This is a genomic window from Klebsiella sp. K4, assembly GCF_014596785.2.
Lineage (GTDB): Bacteria > Pseudomonadota > Gammaproteobacteria > Enterobacterales > Enterobacteriaceae > Klebsiella > Klebsiella pneumoniae.
Genome location: NZ_CP115021.1, coordinates 274,503 through 294,393, shown reverse-complemented (window position 1 = coordinate 294,393; position 19,891 = coordinate 274,503). Strand labels below are relative to the sequence as shown.

Here is a 19,891-nt window from a genome sequence, read left to right as displayed (position 1 = left end):
GAGTTCAGCACGGCATTCCATTTCAGGGTATCTCGACCACTATTAATGTAGTCGACCTTGCTTAGGATAATATTAAGAAATTAATATTTCTTCGGAATGAGAAATAAATTCTTAATAAACAGTATGATAGGAGTTTTTTTATGGCGGAAATTTGACGGAGATGCGTTCCTGTCACGAAAAAGAGAACAGGAACGCAATAGTTGAAATTAAACGAGAACTAAACCGGTTCACAATTTATTATTCTGTCATTGTCACGCTTAATGACAAAAAGTTAGCGCAAATCACAAAGTTATTTCTGCTGAATTACAAATTTGCAGGAAAATCCGCAGGCAATTCGCTCGCCGGGCAATTAATGACCTCGTCATTATCCGCGCCACAGTCGCGAATGAAGGTGATAGTGGCGAACTCGTCAATCACTTCCGTCGGGTAGGCCGGGCCGGCATCGCGATACGAATTCATCAGCGGAATATGGTCGTTCTGGAAGCAGATGGTTTTTTCCGGGTTATTCATGATCCAGCGCGGGAAGAAAATAGTGCCGTGGAACAGTTTGTCGCCCAGGTTGACGATCAGGCTGACGTCGGTGCCGGTCGGTTCGGTCCAGGAGATTTTGTAGATACTTTCCCCCACCCGCACAATGTACGCTTCCTGATCTTTCACCCAGCGATTGCCGACGATGCCGCTGTGAATACGGTAGTCGAGGGTGTGGCCATTTTTGACGTAAATCTCGTAGTTCCAGCCGTTGTCGTAGGTATAGACCAGATGTTTACCGATAAAGCCGCTGAGGTCATGTTTGTCGAAAGTGCTCATCATTTATTCTCCTCTGTTTTGTTGAGGACAGCATACGTCTTTAAAAAATGAATGAATAACGCTAAGTTTGGATTAAATACATTCAAATTTTAGATTGATTATGCACAAGACAACCCTGGAGCAGTGGGCGTTACTCGAAAAGGTAGTGGAATTGGGGAGCTTTGCCAGAGCGGCGGAGGAGACCAATCGCAGTCAGTCATCGGTAAGCTATAACCTCGCGCTGCTGCAGGAGCGCTTAGGCGTGGCGCTGCTGGCGCCGTCCGGCCGGCGGGCGGTGCTGACGCCGGCTGGCGAACTACTGCTGAATCAGGTCAAGCCGCTGCTGCAGGCCTTCGCCTACGTCGAGACGCACGCCGCCACTCTGCGCAACGGGGCGCGGACCCGCCTGGATCTGGTGGTCGACAGTATTTTCCCGCGCCAGCGGCTGTTCGCGATTTTACGCCAGTTTCAGCAGCGCTATCCGCAGACCCAGGTCAGGCTCACCGAAGTGCTGGAAAACCTGGATGACGAGAGCGCGGCGCGGACGGAAGCCGATGTGATGGTGCTGACCCGCCGCCAGGATATTACCGGCCGCGGGGAGTGGCTGATGAATATTGATTTCATCGCCGTCGCCCACCGCGACCACCCTCTCGCCGCGCTGGACGGACCGCTGGAGGATAGCGCGCTGGCGCCGTGGCCGCTGGTGCGCATTGCCGATCAGGGCGGCGATAGCCAGGCGCCGCGAGACGCCTGGACCTTCTCCACCATTGATGCCGCCATTGATGCGGTGATGTATCAGGTCGGCTTCGGCTGGCTGCCGGAGGAGCGCATTCGCCCCCATCTCGACCAGGGCGTGCTGAAGCGGTTGCCCCTCAGCCATGGCGCGCGCCGCGCGACGCCGCTGCATCTGATCGTCAAGCGGGACCTGGCGCCGATCGACGAACAGGTGGCCACGCTGCTGGCGTTGTTCCGGACGCCCTGAGGGGTAAGGCGGCGCTGGTCGCCTGGGCGTAATGATACGATTTTCTTATACTTTCCGGCGCAATATTGATCCAGGTTACTCCCAAAGTATGATGAATCACTAAAATCGTCATACTTTCCTGTCGTTGAGATTGCCGTCTTGTCTATTATCCGCCTCACCCTGCTGGCGCTGGTCGCCTGCGTCCCTCTGCTGGCTCAGGCCGCGCCGTACCAGCTCACCACCGCCTGGCCGGTTAACGTCGGCCCGCTGAATCCCCATCTCTATACGCCCAACCAGATGTTTGCCCAAAGCATGGTCTATGAACCGCTGGTGAAGTATCAGGCTGACGGCAGCGTACAGCCCTGGCTGGCAACCCGCTGGCGTCACTCCGCCGACGGCAAAACCTGGTGGTTCACCCTGCGCGACGATGTGGCCTTCTCCAACGGCGAACCGTTTAACGCCCAGGCCGCGGCGGCCAATTTTCAGGCGGTGCTGGCCAACCGCCAACGCCACGCCTGGCTTGAGCTCGCCAACCAAATAACCGACGTGCGGGCCCTCAGCGCCACCGAGCTGCAGATCACCCTGAAAAGCGCCTACGCCCCCTTACTGCAAGAGCTGGCCCTGCCCCGCCCGTTCCGCTTCATCGCCCCCTCGCAGTTTATCGATGGCGGCACCGCCAGGGGCATTAAAGCCCCGATCGGCACCGGCCCGTGGCGGCTGGCAAGCTCGCAGCTCAATCAGCGCGATGTGCTGGTGCGCAATGAGCGCTACTGGGGTCGCAAACCCGCGCTACAGCAAATAACCATCAAGGTGATCCCTGACGCCACCAGCCGGGCGGTGGCGTTCGAAACCGGGGAAATCGATATGCTCTACGGCGATGAAGGGCTGCTGCCGCTGGACACCTTCGAACGCTTTCGCCATCACCCCGGCTACGTGGCGCGCCTGTCCGCCCCGGCGGAGACGGTAATGCTGGCGCTAAACGCCAGCCAGGGCCCGACCCGCGAGCAGGCGGTTCGTGAGGCGCTCAACTACGCCGTCGATAAACAGACCCTTGTCGATAGCGTGTTGTATGGCACCCAGCAGGTTGCCGACACCCTGTTTGCCCCCTCCGTCCCTTACGCCCCGCAGGATCTGACGCCGCGCCGTTACGACCCGACAAAAGCCCGCGCCCTGCTGGAACAGGCCGGCTGGCAGCAGCTGGAGGGCCAGCCCTGGCGACAAAAAGCCGGGCAACCGTTGGCGATTGAGCTGGCGTTTATTGGCACCGACGCGCTGGCTAAATCGATGGCCGAAATTATTCAGGCCAATCTGCGGCAGGTCGGCGTGCAGGTCACCCTGGTGGGCGAGGAGGAAAGCAGCATTTACGCGCGCCAGCGCGAAGGCCGCTTCGGCATGATCTTCAATCGCACCTGGGGCGCGCCCTACGATCCGCATGCCTTTTTAAGCTCGATGCGCGTCCCGTCGCATGCGGATTACCAGGCCCAGCGCGGCCTGCCAGACAAGGCACTGATTGATAAAGAGATTAGTGAAGTGCTGACCACCGGGGACGAGGCGCAGCGGAGAAAACTGTACCATGATGTGCTGACCCGTCTGCATCAGGACGCGGTGTATCTGCCCATCAGCTATGTCTCGCTGATGTCGGTCGCGCGCCAGGAGGTCGGGGAGATCCCGTTCGCCCCGGTGACCAGCGAGATCCCTTTCGACCAGATTACCCCGGTAACGCCATAATGCTACGCTATATTTTACGCCGCCTGCTGCTGCTGATCCCGCTGCTGCTCGCCGCCTCAGCCATCATCTTTCTGCTGCTGCGGCTCGGCGCCGGCGACCCGGCGCTGGATTATTTACGCCTGTCGAACCTGCCGCCCACTGAAGAGATGGTTGCCTCGACCCGCGAGCTGCTGGGGCTCAACCAGCCGCTGGCAATGCAGTATCTGCACTGGCTATGGCGGGCGCTGCACCTGGATTTCGGTCTCTCCTATGCCACCCAGCGCCCGGTGCTGGACGACCTGCTGCACTTCCTGCCGGCCACCCTGCTGCTCACCGGCGCGGCGCTGGCGCTGATCCTCGTCACCTCCCTGCCGTTGGGCATCTGGGCGGCGCGCCATCGCGATCGCCTGCCGGACTATATCGTACGGCTGATTGCCTTCCTCGGCGTCTCAATGCCCAACTTCTGGCTGGCCTTTCTGCTGGTGATGCTCTTTTCCGTGCATCTGCAGTGGCTCCCGGCGATGGGGTATGGCGACTGGCAGCACCTGATATTGCCCGCCGTCTCCATCGCCTTTATGTCGCTGGCGATCAACGCCCGCCTGCTGCGCGCCAGCATGCTGGACGCCGCCAGCCAGCGTCACGTGATATGGGCGCGGCTGCGCGGATTGAGCGCGCGCCAGGTGGAGCGCCGACATATCCTGCGCAACGCCACCCTGCCGGTGGTGACCGCCATGGGTATGCACATTGGCGAGCTGATCGGCGGCACCATGATTATCGAAAATATCTTTGCCTGGCCCGGGGTCGGCCGCTACGCAGTTTCCGCCATTTTCAATCGCGATTACCCGGTGATCCAGTGCTTTACCCTGATGATGGTTACGGTGTTCGTGCTGGCTAATCTGGCGGTGGATGTGCTTAACGCGGCGCTCGACCCGCGCCTGCGCCGCCACGAGGAGGTGAGCGCATGAGAGGGCTACAAAGCTTTCGCTGGCCGGTAAAACTGGCCATGCTGGTTATCGCGCTGCTGGCGGTCATCGCCATCGGCAGCGGCTGGTGGCTGCCCTGGGATCCAGCGGCGATTGACCTTCAGCAGCGGCTGCTGCCGCCGGGCGCAGCGCACTGGCTCGGCACCGATCATCTCGGCCGGGATATTTTCTCACGCCTGCTGGCCGCCACCCGCGTTTCGCTGGGGGCGGTGATGGCTTGTCTGCTGCTGGTGCTGCTGATCGGCCTGGCGGTCGGCGGCAGCGCCGGACTGCTGGGCGGCCGTGCCGACCGCGGCCTGATGCGCATCGCCGAACTGTTTATGACCTTTCCGACCTCGATCCTGTCGTTCTTTATGGTGGGAGTGCTGGGTACCGGGCTGACCAATGTGATCCTCGCCATTGCGCTGTCGCACTGGGCCTGGTACGCCAGAATGGTGCGTAACCTGGTGGTTTCCCTGCGCCAGCGCGAATTTATCCTCGCCGCCCGTCTGAGCGGCGCCAGCCAGTGGCGGCTGTTCAGCGACCATCTGGCCGGCGCGGTGATCCCCTCGCTGCTGGTGCTCGCCTCGCTGGATATCGGCCATATGATGCTTCACGTAGCCGGCATGTCGTTCCTCGGTCTCGGTGTCAGCGCACCGACGGCGGAATGGGGGGTGATGATCAACGACGCCCGGCAGTATATCTGGACCCAGCCGCTGCAAATGGTCTGGCCGGGGCTGGCGCTGTTCATCAGCGTGATGGCTTTTAACCTGCTGGGCGACGCGCTGCGCGATCGTCTCGATCCCCACCTGATCGCGGAGCATAGCCACTGATGCCGCAGAAGATCCAACTGGAACAGATCTCGCTTGCCGCTGACCGACCGCTGGTCAGCGGCGTCTCCTTCACCCTGCGCCGCGGCCAGGTGCTGGCGCTGCTCGGCAGCAGTGGTTGCGGAAAATCGCTGACCTGCGCCGCCGCGCTGGGCCTGCTGCCGCCCGGCGTCAGGCAAACCGCCGGCCGGGTGCTTCTCGACGGCATTCCGGTGCACGGCGAACAGCTGCGCGGGGCGACCATCGCCACCATCATGCAGAACCCGCGCAGCGCCTTTAACCCGCTGCAGACCATGGCCGCGCATGCCCGGGAAACCTGCCGGGCAGCGGGTCGTGAAACGAATGACGCCGTGCTGCTGGCAGCGATGGAGGAGGTCGGTCTGGACAATCCGCGGGCGCTACTGAAGCGCTACCCTTTTGAAATGAGCGGGGGCATGCTGCAACGGATGATGGTCGCTCTCGCCCTGCTCAGCCGCGCGCCCTTTATCATCGCCGACGAGCCGACGACCGATCTCGATGCCATCGCCCAGGCGCGCATCCTCGACCTGCTGGCGGATATTGTCGCCAGGCGCGGTCTGGGACTGCTGCTGGTGACGCATGACATGGGCGTCGTGGCGCGGCTGGCGCATCACGTAACGGTGATGGAGAACGGTCGCCTCGTTGAACACTGCGATGTGAATACGCTATTTAGCGCCCCGCGGCACCCGCTCAGCCAGCGCCTGCTGGCCGCGCATCTGGCGTTATACGGTCTGGAGAAAACACCATGAATTTACTCAGCGCTACCGGGGTGAGTCACGATTATCCTCACCACGGCAGGGTCCTGCATGCGATCCATCTCGCCATCGCCCCCGGCGAAACGGTGGCCCTGCTCGGACGCAGCGGCTGTGGGAAAAGCACCCTGGCGCGGATGCTGGTGGGTCTGGAAACGCCGCAGCACGGCGATATTGCCTGGCGCGGCACGCCGCTGGCCGCCCTGAAGGGCGAGGCCATCGGCGCCTTCCGCCGTGATATTCAGCTGGTATTTCAGGATGCCTTCAGCGCGGTGAATCCGCGCAAAACGGTGCGCGAGATCGTCAGCGAGCCGCTGCGCCATCTGTTGTGCTTGTCGCGTGAGGCGCGTGCGCGGCGGGTGGAAGAGATGCTGCTTGCCGTCGACCTCGCGTCGTCGCTGCTCGATAAGCGCCCGGCGCAGCTCAGCGGCGGACAGCTGCAGCGCGTCTGCCTGGCACGCGCCCTGGCGGTACGGCCGCAGCTGTTGATCCTTGATGAAGCGGTTTCAAATCTCGATCTGCTGCTGCAGGCGGAGATTATCGCCCTGCTGAAGCGTCTGCAGGCGCAGTTTGACACCGCCTGCCTGTTCATCACCCATGACCTGCGGCTGGTGGAGCGCTTTTGCCAGCGAGTGCTGGTGATGGAGCACGGGCGCATCGTCGAAACCGCAACGGTTAGTCTACCGCTACGCCTGCGCTCTCCTGCCGGACAGGCGCTCCAGCAGGCGGTGCTCCCCCCTTTTCCTGCCACTCTGCTTAACGAGGCCATGCCATGCAGCGCGTAACCCTGACCCTTGATGATGACCTGCTGGCCGCCCTCGATGCGCTCAGCGCCCGCCGCGGCTACCACAACCGTTCGGAGGCGGTACGCGATATTCTGCGCGACGCCCTCAACCAGGATCCTCCGTCGCCGGAATCACGGCGCGGGTATGCCGTCCTGTCGTACGTGTATGAACATGAGAAACGCGAACTGGCGAGCCGGCTGGTGGCCACCCAGCATCATCATCACGATCTCTCCGTCGCCACGCTGCATGTGCATATCAGTCATGACGACTGCCTGGAGATTGCGGTGCTGAAAGGTGACATGGCCGAGGTACAGCATTTTGCCGACGACGTGATTGCCCAGCGCGGCGTGCGGCATGGGCATTTGCAGTGTTTAGCGGATGATTAATTATTTGAAAATTCTTGGGTGGTTTATCAACAGTTGATAAACCACATAAACTATACGCTTTGTGAATTATCCCTCTTCGCCAATAATGGCGCCTCATTTAACGATCTCGTTATGGCGAGGCTCCTGCATAAATACAAGTTACCGCCCTGTTGGTATCGAGAGAGACCACTCAGGGAAATACAGGCTTCCATCGAATCAAGGTGTTGCCAAGGTAACTTCTGGCGGTCATGACCGTTCAGATACGTTATGCAGTGCTAAAACCAGGACGTAGGGATCTGCCTGCGCTAACCCTGTCTTGTTCGCCCCTATGAGTGATTTTTTATAGGGATTTTTAAACATGTCTTCCATTCAACTCTGCGCCGCCCATCAGGCGACCTCTGGCTTCGACGGCGATGCGATCGCCCAGTACATGCGTACCGATTTTATTACGCTGCAGGAACATCTCAGCGTTCATGAGGCGCGCGAACATTTTATCTCCCAACTGGCCAGCGATGATATTCCCGGGCAGGTGTTTGTCGTCGCCGGCAAGAAGCTGCGTGGCAGCCTGTCGGTCAAAAAGCTACTCCAGGAAACGGATATCAACCAGTCTATCCGCCACCTGATGGACAGCTGCCTGTTTCGCGTCAAACCTGACGATGAGCGCCAGCAGGTGATTGCCGAGCTCAGCGAGCGCGGCCTCGACCTGGTCCCCGTCGTCGATAAAGGCGAGCTGGTCGGCTGCCTGATGGAGAAGGAGATCGCCCATCTGCTGGAGGATGACGTCACCGAAGATGCTCAGCTGCAGGGGGCAACGCTGCCGCTGGAAAAACCGTACCTCGAGATCAGCCCCTGGACGCTGTGGAAAAAACGCTCGGTGTGGCTGCTGCTGCTGTTCGTGGCCGAAGCCTACACCAGCAGCGTACTGCAGCATTTCGAAGAAGCCCTGGAATCGGCCATCGCGCTGGCCTTCTTTATTCCGCTGCTCATCGGCACCGGCGGCAACAGCGGAACGCAGATCACCTCGACGCTGGTGCGCTCGATGGCGCTGGGGGAAGTGCGACTGCGCGATATGGGGCGGGTGATCCGCAAAGAGGTATCGACCTCGTTTCTGATTGCCCTGACCCTGGGCCTGGCGGGCTGCCTGCGCGCCTGGATGATGGGGATTGGCATGGAAATCACGCTCATCGTCAGCCTGACGCTGGTCTGCATTACCCTGTGGAGCGCGATTGTCTCCTCGGTCATTCCGATGGTGCTTAAGCGGATCGGCATTGACCCGGCGGTAGTTTCCGCGCCCTTTATCGCCACGCTGATTGATGGCACCGGGCTAATTATCTATTTCAAAATCGCCCAGTATTTTCTTGGGTTGAACTGATCATATACGTCCGGGCACCAGGGCGCCCGGACGCGTAGATTACCCTTCCACCAGCGCCTGCGCGCAGGCCCAGGCGCTTGACCACGCCCACTGGAAGTTATACCCCCCGAGCCAGCCGGTAACGTCCATCACTTCGCCGATAAAGTAGAGACCCGGCGCCTTACGCGCCTCCATAGTACGCGACGAGAGTTCGTTGGTGTCCACGCCGCCGAGGGTCACCTCCGCCGTCCGGTAGCCTTCGTTGCCGTTCGGCTGCACGCGCCAGGCGGTTAACGTCTCCACCAGCGTCTGCTGATCGCGAACGTTCAGTTGCTTGAGCGTCACATCAGGTATCTGCCCCAGCTGCTGCAGACACTCCACCAGCCGCTTCGGCAGCTGCATCGCCAGGGTGTTCTTCAGGCTCTGGTTGGGATGCGCGCTGCGCTGCTCGTTAAGGAAGTCATCAAGATCGCAGTCCGGTAGCAGATTAACGGTGACGAACTCGCCGGGCTGCCAGTAGCTGGAAATTTGCAGCACCGCCGGTCCGGAAAGGCCGCGGTGGGTGAACAGCAGATTTTCGCGAAACAGAGTGCCGTTCTCGGCGGTAATGGTCGACGGCACCGACACGCCGGAGAGGACCTGCAGCTGCTCAAGCAATGGCTTGTGGAGGGTAAACGGCACCAGCCCCGCGCGGGTCGGCAGCACCTTCAGGCCGAACTGCTCGGCGACTTTATAGCCAAACGGCGAGGCGCCGAGCCCCGGCATCGACAGACCGCCGGAGGCGATCACCAGCTTTTTGGTCACCAGCGTTTCGCCGTTCACCTGTAGCCGGTAGCCTTGTTCATCGCGCTCCACGCTGAGGATTTCGCTGCGCAGACGGATCTGCACGCCGCCCTTTTCACATTCCGCGAGCAGCAGATTGACGATCTGCTCCGCCGAATCATCGCAAAACAGCTGGCCGAGGGTCTTCTCATGCCAGGCGATGCCGTATTTACCGACCAGCTCGATAAAGTCCCACTGGGTGTAGCGCGCCAGGGCAGATTTGCAAAAATGCGGGTTTTGGCTCAAATAGGCCGCCGGTTCAACATACATGTTGGTAAAGTTGCAGCGGCCGCCGCCGGACATCAGAATTTTTCGCCCCGGCTTTTTGCCGTTATCCAGCAGCAGGACGCGGCAGCCAAGCTGGCCCGCCTGCGCTGCGCAAAACATTCCCGCCGCTCCGGCGCCAACGACAATGGCATCAAACCTTTCCACACCGCGTTCCTCGTTCCCCAATTGTCGGGTTTTGTAAATATTTCACTCTGGTCACACCAGCGGGAAAAATCCCGCATTAGATACATCATTGAAAGATATAGGATTACTCCCAACAGGGTAAAACCTAAACAGGAAGAAAATCAAAAAAAGTCTATATTTCACTTTGCCCGCGCCGCTAAAGTCACTGATAATGCGCCGCGTTCATGTCCTCAAAATGGCGTAACGTCCTATGCTACATTTATTTGCCGGTCTGGATTTACATACCGGACTATTATTATTGCTTGCTTTAGCTTTTGTACTGTTTTACGAAGCGATTAACGGTTTCCATGATACCGCAAACGCGGTGGCTACGGTTATCTACACTCGCGCAATGCGCTCACAGCTCGCTGTGGCGATGGCGGCGCTCTTCAACTTCTTCGGCGTTCTGCTGGGCGGTCTCAGCGTAGCCTATGCCATCGTGCATATGCTGCCGACCGATCTGCTGCTTAACATGGGTTCCGCACATGGCCTCGCCATGGTGTTCTCTATGCTGCTGGCGGCGATCATCTGGAACCTCGGCACCTGGTACTTCGGTCTTCCAGCTTCCAGTTCTCATACCCTGATTGGCGCCATCATCGGCATTGGTTTAACCAATGCGCTGATGACCGGTACTTCCGTGGTTGATGCGCTGAATATCCCGAAAGTCATCGGTATTTTTGCTTCGCTTATCATCTCGCCGATCGTCGGTCTGGTGATCGCGGGCGGCCTGATTTTCCTGCTGCGTCGCTACTGGAGCGGAACCAAAAAACGCGCGCGTATCCACCTGACGCCCGCAGAGCGTGAAAAGAAAGACGGTAAGAAAAAGCCGCCGTTCTGGACCCGTATCGCGCTGATCCTGTCTGCTATTGGCGTGTCGTTCTCTCACGGTGCTAACGATGGGCAGAAAGGCATTGGCCTGGTGATGCTGGTGCTGATTGGCGTCGCGCCGGCGGGTTTCGTGGTGAATATGAATGCCTCTGGTTACGAAATCACCCGTACCCGCGATGCGGTCAACAACGTGGAAACCTTCTTCCAGCAGCGTCCTGAACTGCTGAAAAAAGCCACCGGCGTCGATCAGCTGGTGCCTTCTCCGGATACCAATACCGCGGCCAATGGCGAGTTCCACTGCCATCCGGCGAACACCATCAACGCCCTTGACCGCGTCAAAACCATGCTGACCGGCGTTGAGAACTACGAGTCGCTAAAACCGGAACAGCGCGGCCAGCTGCGTCGCATCATGCTCTGCATCTCCGACACCACCGACAAGGTGGCGAAGCTGCCGGATGTGAGCGCTGACGACCAGCGTCTGCTGAAGAAACTGAAAACCGATATGCTGAGCACCATCGAGTACGCGCCAATCTGGATTATCATGGCTGTCGCGCTGGCGCTGGGTATCGGCACCATGATCGGCTGGCGCCGCGTGGCGACCACCATCGGTGAGAAGATTGGTAAGAAAGGCATGACCTACGCTCAGGGGATGTCGGCTCAGATGACCGCAGCGGTTTCTATCGGTCTGGCGAGCTACACCGGGATGCCGGTTTCCACCACCCACGTACTCTCCTCCTCGGTAGCGGGGACGATGCTGGTGGATGGCGGTGGTCTGCAGAAAAAGACGGTGACCAGCATTCTGATGGCCTGGGTGCTGACCCTGCCGGCAGCGATTATCCTTTCAGGCGTCCTTTACTGGCTCTCCCTGAAACTGATTTAAGCGTTATTCGTTCAAAACGGGCCAGCTTGCTGGCCCGTTTTTTTATTCTGAAACGTTAGTGCCAGATCATCAGCGCAATCAGGCTCACCACCACCAGGCCGCACAGGGCGCTGGTCAGGATAAACTGGCGACGAACACGTTCGCAGCGACGAATAAATTCATCATCGTGATGGTCACGGTAGCGCTGGGCATAGATATACCACACCAGCCGCATCTGTTTGCTGGGCTGCCCGTGCGAGGTAAAAAAGCCGCCGCCATCAACATACTGATAGAGCAAGGGATCGCAACCACGTAGCACCACCAATAATGCACGCAACGATGAGAAGTAGCGTGCCATATTCACCACACAAACGACACACAGGGCCCAAAACAGCGCAATAGTGCTGATCATACCTCCTCCCCGGCGACCCGCCTACGGAGAAAACCTCCGCGGCTACCGCTCCCCAAATAACCCACGACGATACCGTAAAGAGTGCGATTCCGATCACATTTATTTTTCCGACCGGCTCATTAAATAGTGTAGGAGATCCATTAATTTTTTTACCACAAGGTTATTCGTTATCAATACGTAAGACGGATAAATTTGTTTAACTTTTAGGTGAACCCAGTGCATTGACGGAGTGCGGGGGGCGCTATAAGGTAGGAAATATCTTCTACAATGAAGTCCTTAAAGGCTACCCTCCCGCGAATGTAGCACGCAGGACGCGGGCGAAACGGCAGCGCCAGCTGTCAGGTCCAATGGTCATCGACAAACTTATGGAAGGAGTAACACTATGGCTTACAAACATATTCTGATTGCAGTAGACCTGTCCCCGGAGAGTAAAGTACTGGTTGAAAAAGCCGTTTCTATGGCCCGCCCGTATAACGCGAAAGTCTCCCTGATCCATGTGGATGTGAATTACTCCGACCTCTACACCGGGCTGATTGACGTTAACCTCGGCGACATGCAAAAACGCATCTCCGAAGAGACCCATCACGCGCTGACCGAGCTCTCGACCAACGCAGGCTATCCCATCACCGAGACCCTGAGCGGCAGCGGCGACCTTGGCCAGGTGCTGGTCGATGCGATTAAAAAATACGATATGGACCTGGTGGTCTGCGGCCATCATCAGGACTTCTGGAGCAAGCTGATGTCCTCTGCCCGCCAGCTGATTAACACCGTTCATGTCGACATGCTGATCGTCCCGCTGCGCGACGAAGAAGACGAATAACCGTCTCGTTTTATCCGCGCAATACGCCCGCCGATGCGGGCGTTTTTTATTTTCGCTTTCCCTCGCCATGCGGCAGAACTTCAATCCATAAAATCGCCATTCAATTAGTGTGATCAACCAGTTATTCGGCGAAATATCTATATAATAATCTATTCCATAAGCCAATAACCGCAGCATGGCGAGTTATCAGACATTTTCGGCGCGTTCTGGCATACGCGTTCATACTTTTTGGGAAAGTAATACAAGGCGAAGGAATATGAATACAACTGCACCTACGGGCTTGCTGCAGCAACCTCGTCCGTTCTTTATGATCTTCTTTGTGGAGCTCTGGGAACGTTTTGGCTATTACGGCGTTCAGGGGATCCTGGCGGTCTTCTTTGTTAAACAGCTGGGCTTCTCTCAGGAACAGGCCTTTATCACCTTCGGCGCCTTCGCGGCGCTGGTTTACGGGCTGATCTCCATCGGCGGCTACGTGGGCGACCATTTGCTGGGGACCAAACGCACGCTGGTGCTCGGCGCCATTGTGCTGGCTATCGGCTACTTTATGACCGGGATGTCGCTGCTGAAACCGCAGCTGATCTTTATCGCTCTCGGCACCATCGCCGTCGGCAACGGTTTGTTTAAAGCCAACCCGGCGAGCCTGCTCTCCAAATGCTATCCGCCGAAGGATGCCCGTCTCGACGGGGCATTTACCCTGTTCTATATGTCGATAAACATCGGTTCGCTGCTGTCGCTGTCGCTGGCGCCGGTGATCGCCGAAAAATTTGGCTACGCGGTAACCTATAACCTGTGCGGCGCGGGGCTGATTATCGCGCTGCTGGTCTACTTCGCCTGCCGCGGGATGGTGAAAGATATTGGCTCCGAGCCGGATCATCGCCCCCTCAGCCTACGCAATCTGGCGCTGGTGCTGGCCGGTACGGTGGTAATGATTTTTCTCTGCGCCTGGCTGATGCATAACGTGATGATCGCCAACCTGGTGCTGATTGTTCTGTCGGTCGTGGTTATTGCGTTCTTTTTCCGTGAGGCGTTTCGCCTCGATAAAACTGGACGCAACAAAATGTTCGTCGCCTTTATTCTGATGATCGAGGCGGTGCTGTTTTACATTCTGTATGCCCAGATGCCGACCTCGCTGAACTTCTTCGCCATCAACAACGTCCATCATGAGATCCTTGGCTTTACCATCAACCCGGTCAGCTTCCAGGCGCTGAATCCCTTCTGGGTAGTGGTCGCCAGCCCGGTGCTGGCGGCGATCTACACCCATCTCGGTCATAAGGGTAAAGACCTGACCATGCCGGTGAAATTTACCCTCGGGATGTTCCTATGCGCGCTGGGCTTCCTGACCGCCGCGGCGGCCGGGATGTGGTTCGCCGACGCCCAGGGGTTAACCTCGCCGTGGTTTATTGTGCTGGTCTATCTGTTCCAGAGTCTGGGGGAACTGTTAATCAGCGCTCTGGGGCTGGCGATGGTTGCCGCGCTGGTGCCGCAGCATCTGATGGGCTTTATTCTGGGGATGTGGTTTCTGACCCAGGCCGCCGCTTTCCTGCTGGGCGGCTATGTGGCGACCTTTACCGCGGTGCCGGAAAACATCACCGACCCGCTGCAGACCCTGCCGGTCTACACCAATGTGTTCAGTAAAATTGGCCTGGTGACGCTGGGCGTCACGGTGGTAATGGCGCTGATGGTGCCGTGGCTGAACCGGATGATTAATACCCCGGCCAGCGCCGAGTAACCGTTTGAGATGGCCGATCCGCACTGGCGCCGTTTGTTCAGATATTGTGGTTCCCGGCTTGCGCTACGCTGAGCCGGGCGACGATTCGGTAGCCCGGATAAGGCGCGTTGCGCCGCTATCCGGGAGTTACCACCACGGCGTAATATTACGCCGGCGTACCGGCGTAAATATCAAACCGATGCCCTTTGGTCACCACCGCGTTAGGCGTGGCGACTTCCGCCAGCGGCGGCGCGTAATCCGGGCGCTTCACCACCACCCGCTTGGTCGCCAGCTGGCGCGCCGGGGCCAGCAGGCCATCGGCGTCTAAATCCGGCCCCACCAGCGACTGAAAGACGCGCATCTCTTTCTTCACCAGCGCGCTTTTCTGCTTATGCGGGAACATCGGATCGAGGTACACCACCTGCGGGCGCGGGGTGATATCGGTTAACGCCGTCAGGCTGGAGGCGTGGATCAGCTGCAGCCGCTCCTGCAGCCAGCCGCCGATTTCCGCGTCAGCATAGCCGCGCGCCAGGCCATCATCGAGCAGCGCGGCGACCACCGGATTACGCTCCAGCATCCGCACGCGACAGCCGACTGACGCCAGCACAAAGGCATCGCGTCCCAGCCCGGCCGTCGCATCGACGACATCCGGCAGGTAATCGCCTTTAATACCCACCGCTTTAGCCACCGCTTCGCCGCGGCCGCCGCCAAACTTGCGCCGGTGGGCCATCGCCCCGCCGACGAAATCGACGAAGATGCCGCCAAGCTTGGGCTCATCGCGCTTGCGTAGCTCCAGATGCTCCGTCGTCAGCACCAGCGCCATCGGGTTATCGTCATCCTGCTCCAGCCCCCAGCGGGCGGCTAAAACAGATAAGGCGCCGTCACCGGCGCCTGTTTCATCAATTAAGCAGATCTTCACGTAGCAATCAGCCTTTGATCCCGTAATGCTCCAGCATCGCGTCCAGCTGCGGCTCGCGCCCGCGGAAGCGTTTGAACAGCTCCATCGGCTCTTCGGAACCGCCGCGGCTCAGGATATTGTCGAGGAACGACTGACCGGTTTCACGGTTGAAAATCCCCTCTTCTTCGAAGCGTGAGAAGGCGTCTGCCGCCAGCACGTCGGCCCACAGGTAGCTGTAGTAACCTGCCGCATAGCCGCCAGCGAAGATGTGGCTGAAGGCGTGCGGGAAGCGGCCCCAGGTCGGCCCCGGCACCACGGCGACCTGCTTTTTAATCTCGGCCAAGGTCTCAAGGATTTTCGCCCCCTGCTCCGGTTTGTACTCCGCATGCAGGCGGAAATCGAACAGGCCGAACTCCAGCTGGCGCAGAATAAACATCGCCGCCTGGTAGTTTTTCGCCGCCAGCATTTTCTCCAGCAGCTCCTGCGGCAGCGGTTCACCGGTTTCATAATGGCCGGAGATAAACGCCAGCGCTTCCGGCTCCCAGCACCAGTTCTCCATAAACTGGCTCGGCAGCTCGACCGCATCCCACGGCACCCCGCTGATGCCGGAAACCCCGGCGGTGTCGATGCGGGTCAGCATATGGTGCAGACCGTGGCCGAACTCGTGGAACAGGGTGATCACTTCGTCATGGGTGAACAGCGCCGGCTTGCCGTTGACCGGGCGGTTGAAGTTACAGGTCAGGTAGGCGACCGGCTTCTGCAGGGAACCATCCAGTTTACGCATCTGGCCGACGCAGTCGTCCATCCACGCCCCGCCGCGCTTATGCTCGCGAGCATACAGGTCGAGATAGAAGCTGCCGCGCAGCTCGTTGTGTTCGTCATACAGCTCGAAGAAGCGCACTTCCGGATGCCACACATCGACATCGGTACGCTCTTTAGCGGTAATACCGTAAATGCGCTTAACCACTTCAAACAGGCCGCTAACGGCTTTGTTTTCCGGGAAATAGGGGCGCAGCTGCTCATCACTGATGCTGTAGAGGTGCTGCTTCTGTTTTTCGCTGTAGTAGGCAATGTCCCACGGCTGCAGCTCATCGACGCCAAACTCGGCTTTGGCGAAGGCGCGCAGCTGGGCCAGCTCTTTTTCGCCCTGCGGACGGGCGCGTTTTGCCAGGTCGGTGAGGAAATCGAGCACCTGCTGCGGATCCTTCGCCATTTTGGTGGCGAGGGATTTATACGCATAGCTGTCAAAGCCCAACAGCTGCGCCAGCTCGTGACGCAGGGCGAGGATCTCCGCCATCACCGGGCTGTTATCCCATTTCCCGGCGTTCGGGCCCTGATCGGAGGCGCGGGTGGAATAGGCGCGATACATCTCTTCGCGCAGCGCCTGGTTATCGCAGTAGGTCATCACCGGCAGATAGCTCGGAATATCCAGGGTCAGCAGATACCCTTCCTGCTCTTTGGCCTGCGCCTGAGCCTGAGCGGCGGCCAGCGCGCTTTCCGGCATGCCGGCCAGATCGGCGACATCGGTCACCAGCTTGTTCCAGCCCATGGTGGCGTCGAGGACGTTGTTGCTGTACTGGTTGCCCAGCTCAGAGAGGCGCGCGGCGATTTCACCGTAACGTTTCTGCGCCTCCGGCGGCAGGCCAATCCCGGATAATTCAAAATCGCGCAGCGCGTTATCAACCGCTTTTTTCTGCGCGGTATTCAGCGTGGCGTAGTTATCACCATCGCGCAGGTCGCGGTAGGCTTTATACAGGCCTTCATGCTGGCCGACCCAGGTGCTGTACTCGGAGAGCAGCGGCAGCGTCTGTTCGTAGGCCTCACGCAGTTCAGGGCTGTTTTTAACCGAATTCAGATGGCTGACAGGCGAGAAGATGCGTCCCAGCACATCGTCCACTTCCGCCAGCGGCTGGCAAAGATTTTCCCAGCTATACGGCGCGCCATGCGCCACCGCGCTTTCCACCGCGGCCCGGCAATCCTCCAGCGCTTTGGTGACCGCAGGGACCACGTGCTCTGGTTTGATCGCAGAAAAAGGCGGCAGGGAGAAAGGCGTCAATAATGGATTGGTCATATGCGCTGTCCTGTTGAAAAGGGTGAATGAAGCGCGCGTCCGGCGCTTATGCATGAGATCTAGAATGGGGGATAGTTGGGGGAATTTCAATGACGGGCGGTGCGTCAGCCTGGGTATTGCTGCGATAAGTCCGCCCGTTGCCGGAAAAGCGCGACACGCAGTGCAGCGTGCCGGAAACCACATTAATGCCTTTTTTGCGCCATCTCCCAGGCCGCCGACAGATTCAGCCGCTGCCAGAATTGCTGTTCGGGGGTGGTGCCGGATAGCGGGTAACCCGCCGGCAGCGCGGTGTTGACCATCAGCGCCCGACGCTGGGCCGCTGACAGATGCGGCAGGGCATCTTCCAGCAGCACTTCCGCCCCCTCCGGCACCTGTAAACGCGGCTGCGGACCCTTCTGCTGCGGCAGATCGTAGGTCATGGTGAAGCGAGAGAAATCACGCATCGCCGGATCGCGCCAGGGATCGTCTTTCACGCTGCTCTTCGCGCACTCGGCAAGCGATGTGCCGCAGGCCTTAGCCAGCGCGGCGCGCAGCTGATCGCGGGCTTCGTTAAATAATACCCGGTAGTGCGGATCGTTAAGATAGTGGGCCACGTTGCGCTCGGCCACCATTCGCGAGCCGATCACGTCCAGCGGGTAGTGGACGCCCAGCACGATGCGCGAGTAGCCATAGCGGGCTCCGCGGGTTACCAGCGCGTCGTAGCGCTCCGGGATCATCGCCGCCAGCAGTAGCGCATCGGTATAGCCGGTGTTGGTGTGGCCGCTGGGAAACGAGCCGCCGTCGGCGGTGTAGGGCTGGTTATCTTTCACCACCACATCGTCAGGCACCAGGTGAATGGTGTTGCCCTGCACCAGAAACGGCCGCGGATTATTGAAGTGCTTTTTCGCCTCGCCGGTGCTGACCTCCGAGGCTTTGATCAATGCTGCCGCTTTCCCCAGCGCGCCCTGGTCATAGGCGGTCAGAAACGCTTTGCCAAGGCGTGGCCCCAGCGCGTCGCTGAGGAAGTAGAGGTAGCTAATGCCTTCCGCATCGGCCAGCGCCTGACGGCGCGTGGTCTGCACGGCGTCGCGATTGATGGCGGTCACCGTCGCCAGATTCTGCTTCACGACGGTCTCCGGCAGGGTGCTGAACGCCGACAGCAGCGCAATGCCCGCCTGCTGGTTGGCCCGGGTCTGGAAGTCATAGCCGCTGGCCTTCAGCCAGGCGGTATCGGCCTGAGTTTGGTTATGTTTGGTGTGCGCCAGCCGATCGCGGGTCAGCGTGGCGGCATTCCCCTGCAGAGCGTGGCGTAGCTGCGCCAGCGCCTGTTGCTCAAGATCGTCATACGCCTGGCTGGAGGCAGCCGGCGTCACGCTATTGGCGAGGGCCGCCGCCCTGTTCAGCGGGATGTCTTTAGCCAGAACCGGTTGCGCCAGCAGCAGCGCGACGGCCAGCAGCGAGAGTTGCCTTATCATTATTTTTCCTTTTATTCAAATAATTACCTTGCCTGTACCCGACGCTAGCGCGGCCGTTTGACGTTTTTATGACAGCGTTATGTTTTGCAACGCTTTTAGCAGAAATGAAACAGCGCGGCGGCGCAGCGGTAATCTCGGCCGATCTGCGGTAAACTATCGGTTAACTTGTTTACTTCCCGGAATCTCTGCATCCATGCTCAGTTATCGCCACAGCTTTCACGCAGGCAACCACGCCGACGTCCTCAAACACACCGTTCAGAGCCTGATCATTGAATCACTGAAAGAGAAAGAAAAACCGTTTCTCTACCTGGACACTCACGCCGGCGCGGGCCGCTATCAGCTGAGCGGCGAGCACGCCGAACGTACCGGCGAGTATCTTGAAGGCATCGCCCGCATCTGGCAGCAGGACGACCTGCCGGCAGAGCTGGAGCCGTATATTTCGGTCGTAGAACACTTCAACCGTAACGGCCAGCTGCGCTACTACCCGGGCTCGCCGCTGATTGCCCGCCAGCTGCTGCGCGAGCAGGACAGCCTGCAGATGACCGAGCTGCACCCGAGCGACTTCCCGCTGCTGCGCGCTGAATTCCAGAAAGACAGCCGCGCGCGCGTCGATAAAGCCGATGGCTACCAGCAGCTGAAAGCCAAGCTGCCGCCGGTATCGCGCCGCGGTTTGATTCTGATCGACCCGCCGTACGAAATTAAAACCGACTATCAGGCGGTGGTCACCGGGATTAACGAAGGCTACAAACGCTTCGCCACCGGCACCTACGCCCTGTGGTACCCGGTGGTGCTGCGCGCGCAAATCAAACGCATGATCAAAGAGTTAGAAGCCACCGGCATTCGCAAAATCCTGCAGATTGAGCTGGCGGTGCGTCCGGACAGCGACCAGCGCGGCATGACCGCCTCCGGGATGATCGTCATCAACCCGCCGTGGAAGCTGGAGCAGCAGATGAATAACGTGCTGCCGTGGCTGCACAGCAAACTGGTTCCGACCGGCACCGGCCACGCCACCGTCAGCTGGATCGTACCGGAGTAATCGCAACCATCGGTGG

18 protein-coding genes and 1 riboswitch are annotated in these 19,891 nt (G+C 59.2%); of the genes, 12 read left to right on the top strand and 6 right to left on the bottom strand.

The genetic code is table 11. The features are described 5' to 3' along the window. Positions 1-303: 303 nt before the first annotated feature. A complete protein-coding gene (locus IB144_RS01365) occupies positions 304-810 on the bottom strand; it encodes a phenolic acid decarboxylase (protein ID WP_004181483.1) in 507 nt (168 codons plus the stop codon). Between the two features lie 97 nt (positions 811-907). Between IB144_RS01365 and IB144_RS01360 the strand changes: the two genes are divergently transcribed. The 8 genes from IB144_RS01360 (at position 908) to IB144_RS01325 (ending at position 8,538) form a co-directional block, all read left to right on the top strand. After that, positions 908-1,768: a LysR family transcriptional regulator gene (locus IB144_RS01360; protein ID WP_004151421.1), complete on the top strand. Its 861-nt coding sequence runs from the start codon at positions 908-910 to the stop codon at positions 1,766-1,768. A gap of 138 nt (positions 1,769-1,906) precedes the next feature. Continuing rightward, complete coding sequence (gene nikA, locus IB144_RS01355) at positions 1,907-3,475, top strand: nickel ABC transporter substrate-binding protein (RefSeq protein ID WP_004181484.1); 1,569 nt, start codon at positions 1,907-1,909, stop codon at positions 3,473-3,475. Continuing rightward, positions 3,475-4,419, top strand: a complete 945-nt coding sequence (gene nikB / locus IB144_RS01350) for a nickel ABC transporter permease subunit NikB (protein WP_002921105.1) — start codon at positions 3,475-3,477, stop codon at positions 4,417-4,419. The genes nikA and nikB overlap by 1 nt, the downstream gene beginning before the upstream one ends. After that, positions 4,416-5,249 (top strand): nickel ABC transporter permease subunit NikC, encoded by an 834-nt coding sequence (gene nikC, locus IB144_RS01345; RefSeq protein WP_019705031.1) that lies wholly within the window; start codon positions 4,416-4,418, stop codon positions 5,247-5,249. The genes nikB and nikC overlap by 4 nt, the downstream gene beginning before the upstream one ends. After that, entirely contained in the window at positions 5,249-6,013 is a 765-nt protein-coding gene (locus IB144_RS01340) for a nickel import ATP-binding protein NikD (RefSeq protein WP_046653216.1), read from the top strand. The genes nikC and IB144_RS01340 overlap by 1 nt, the downstream gene beginning before the upstream one ends. Further along, positions 6,010-6,801: a nickel import ATP-binding protein NikE gene (gene nikE / locus IB144_RS01335; protein WP_004186022.1), complete on the top strand. Its 792-nt coding sequence runs from the start codon at positions 6,010-6,012 to the stop codon at positions 6,799-6,801. The genes IB144_RS01340 and nikE overlap by 4 nt, the downstream gene beginning before the upstream one ends. Next, positions 6,789-7,187: a nickel-responsive transcriptional regulator NikR gene (nikR, locus tag IB144_RS01330; protein WP_002921188.1), complete on the top strand. Its 399-nt coding sequence runs from the start codon at positions 6,789-6,791 to the stop codon at positions 7,185-7,187. Before nikE ends, nikR begins: the two co-directional genes overlap by 13 nt. A 98-nt stretch (positions 7,188-7,285) precedes the next feature. Beyond that, positions 7,286-7,467, top strand: a riboswitch (M-box (ykoK) riboswitch). Between the two features lie 57 nt (positions 7,468-7,524). Then, the gene (locus IB144_RS01325) at positions 7,525-8,538 is read left to right on the top strand and encodes a magnesium transporter (protein WP_004181490.1); all 1,014 of its coding nucleotides are present in this window, start codon (positions 7,525-7,527) and stop codon (positions 8,536-8,538) included. A 39-nt stretch (positions 8,539-8,577) separates the two neighbouring features. Here the strand turns inward: IB144_RS01325 and IB144_RS01320 are convergent, their stop codons facing one another. Beyond that, positions 8,578-9,771 (bottom strand): NAD(P)/FAD-dependent oxidoreductase, encoded by a 1,194-nt coding sequence (locus tag IB144_RS01320; protein ID WP_149358896.1) that lies wholly within the window; start codon positions 9,769-9,771, stop codon positions 8,578-8,580. Positions 9,772-10,000: 229 nt separating this feature from the next. On the opposite strand from IB144_RS01320, the gene pitA reads away from it, so the two are divergent. Next, on the top strand, positions 10,001-11,497 hold the full coding sequence (gene pitA / locus IB144_RS01315) for an inorganic phosphate transporter PitA (protein ID WP_002921200.1): 1,497 nt from the start codon (positions 10,001-10,003) through the stop codon (positions 11,495-11,497). Positions 11,498-11,552: 55 nt separating this feature from the next. Here the strand turns inward: pitA and uspB are convergent, their stop codons facing one another. Continuing rightward, a complete protein-coding gene (uspB, locus tag IB144_RS01310) occupies positions 11,553-11,888 on the bottom strand; it encodes a universal stress protein UspB (RefSeq protein WP_002921203.1) in 336 nt (111 codons plus the stop codon). A gap of 382 nt (positions 11,889-12,270) precedes the next feature. Between uspB and uspA the strand changes: the two genes are divergently transcribed. Then, on the top strand, positions 12,271-12,708 hold the full coding sequence (gene uspA, locus IB144_RS01305) for a universal stress protein UspA (protein WP_004145166.1): 438 nt from the start codon (positions 12,271-12,273) through the stop codon (positions 12,706-12,708). Between the two features lie 280 nt (positions 12,709-12,988). Continuing rightward, the gene (gene dtpB, locus IB144_RS01300) at positions 12,989-14,437 is read left to right on the top strand and encodes a dipeptide/tripeptide permease DtpB (RefSeq protein WP_004219006.1); all 1,449 of its coding nucleotides are present in this window, start codon (positions 12,989-12,991) and stop codon (positions 14,435-14,437) included. A 145-nt stretch (positions 14,438-14,582) separates the two neighbouring features. Here dtpB and rsmJ read toward each other — a convergent pair whose 3' ends face one another. The 3 genes from rsmJ to IB144_RS01285 all read right to left on the bottom strand — a co-directional run bounded on the left by rsmJ (position 14,583) and on the right by IB144_RS01285 (position 18,839). Next, complete coding sequence (rsmJ, locus tag IB144_RS01295) at positions 14,583-15,335, bottom strand: 16S rRNA (guanine(1516)-N(2))-methyltransferase RsmJ (RefSeq protein WP_014906814.1); 753 nt, start codon at positions 15,333-15,335, stop codon at positions 14,583-14,585. A 7-nt stretch (positions 15,336-15,342) separates the two neighbouring features. Further along, entirely contained in the window at positions 15,343-17,385 is a 2,043-nt protein-coding gene (prlC, locus tag IB144_RS01290) for an oligopeptidase A (protein WP_004151426.1), read from the bottom strand. A 182-nt stretch (positions 17,386-17,567) separates the two neighbouring features. Beyond that, a complete protein-coding gene (locus IB144_RS01285; RefSeq protein WP_134894644.1) occupies positions 17,568-18,839 on the bottom strand; it encodes a phosphatase PAP2 family protein in 1,272 nt (423 codons plus the stop codon). Positions 18,840-19,032: 193 nt separating this feature from the next. Between IB144_RS01285 and IB144_RS01280 the strand changes: the two genes are divergently transcribed. Beyond that, the gene (locus IB144_RS01280) at positions 19,033-19,875 is read left to right on the top strand and encodes a 23S rRNA (adenine(2030)-N(6))-methyltransferase RlmJ (RefSeq protein ID WP_002921269.1); all 843 of its coding nucleotides are present in this window, start codon (positions 19,033-19,035) and stop codon (positions 19,873-19,875) included. The last annotated feature ends 16 nt before the right edge of the window (positions 19,876-19,891 follow it).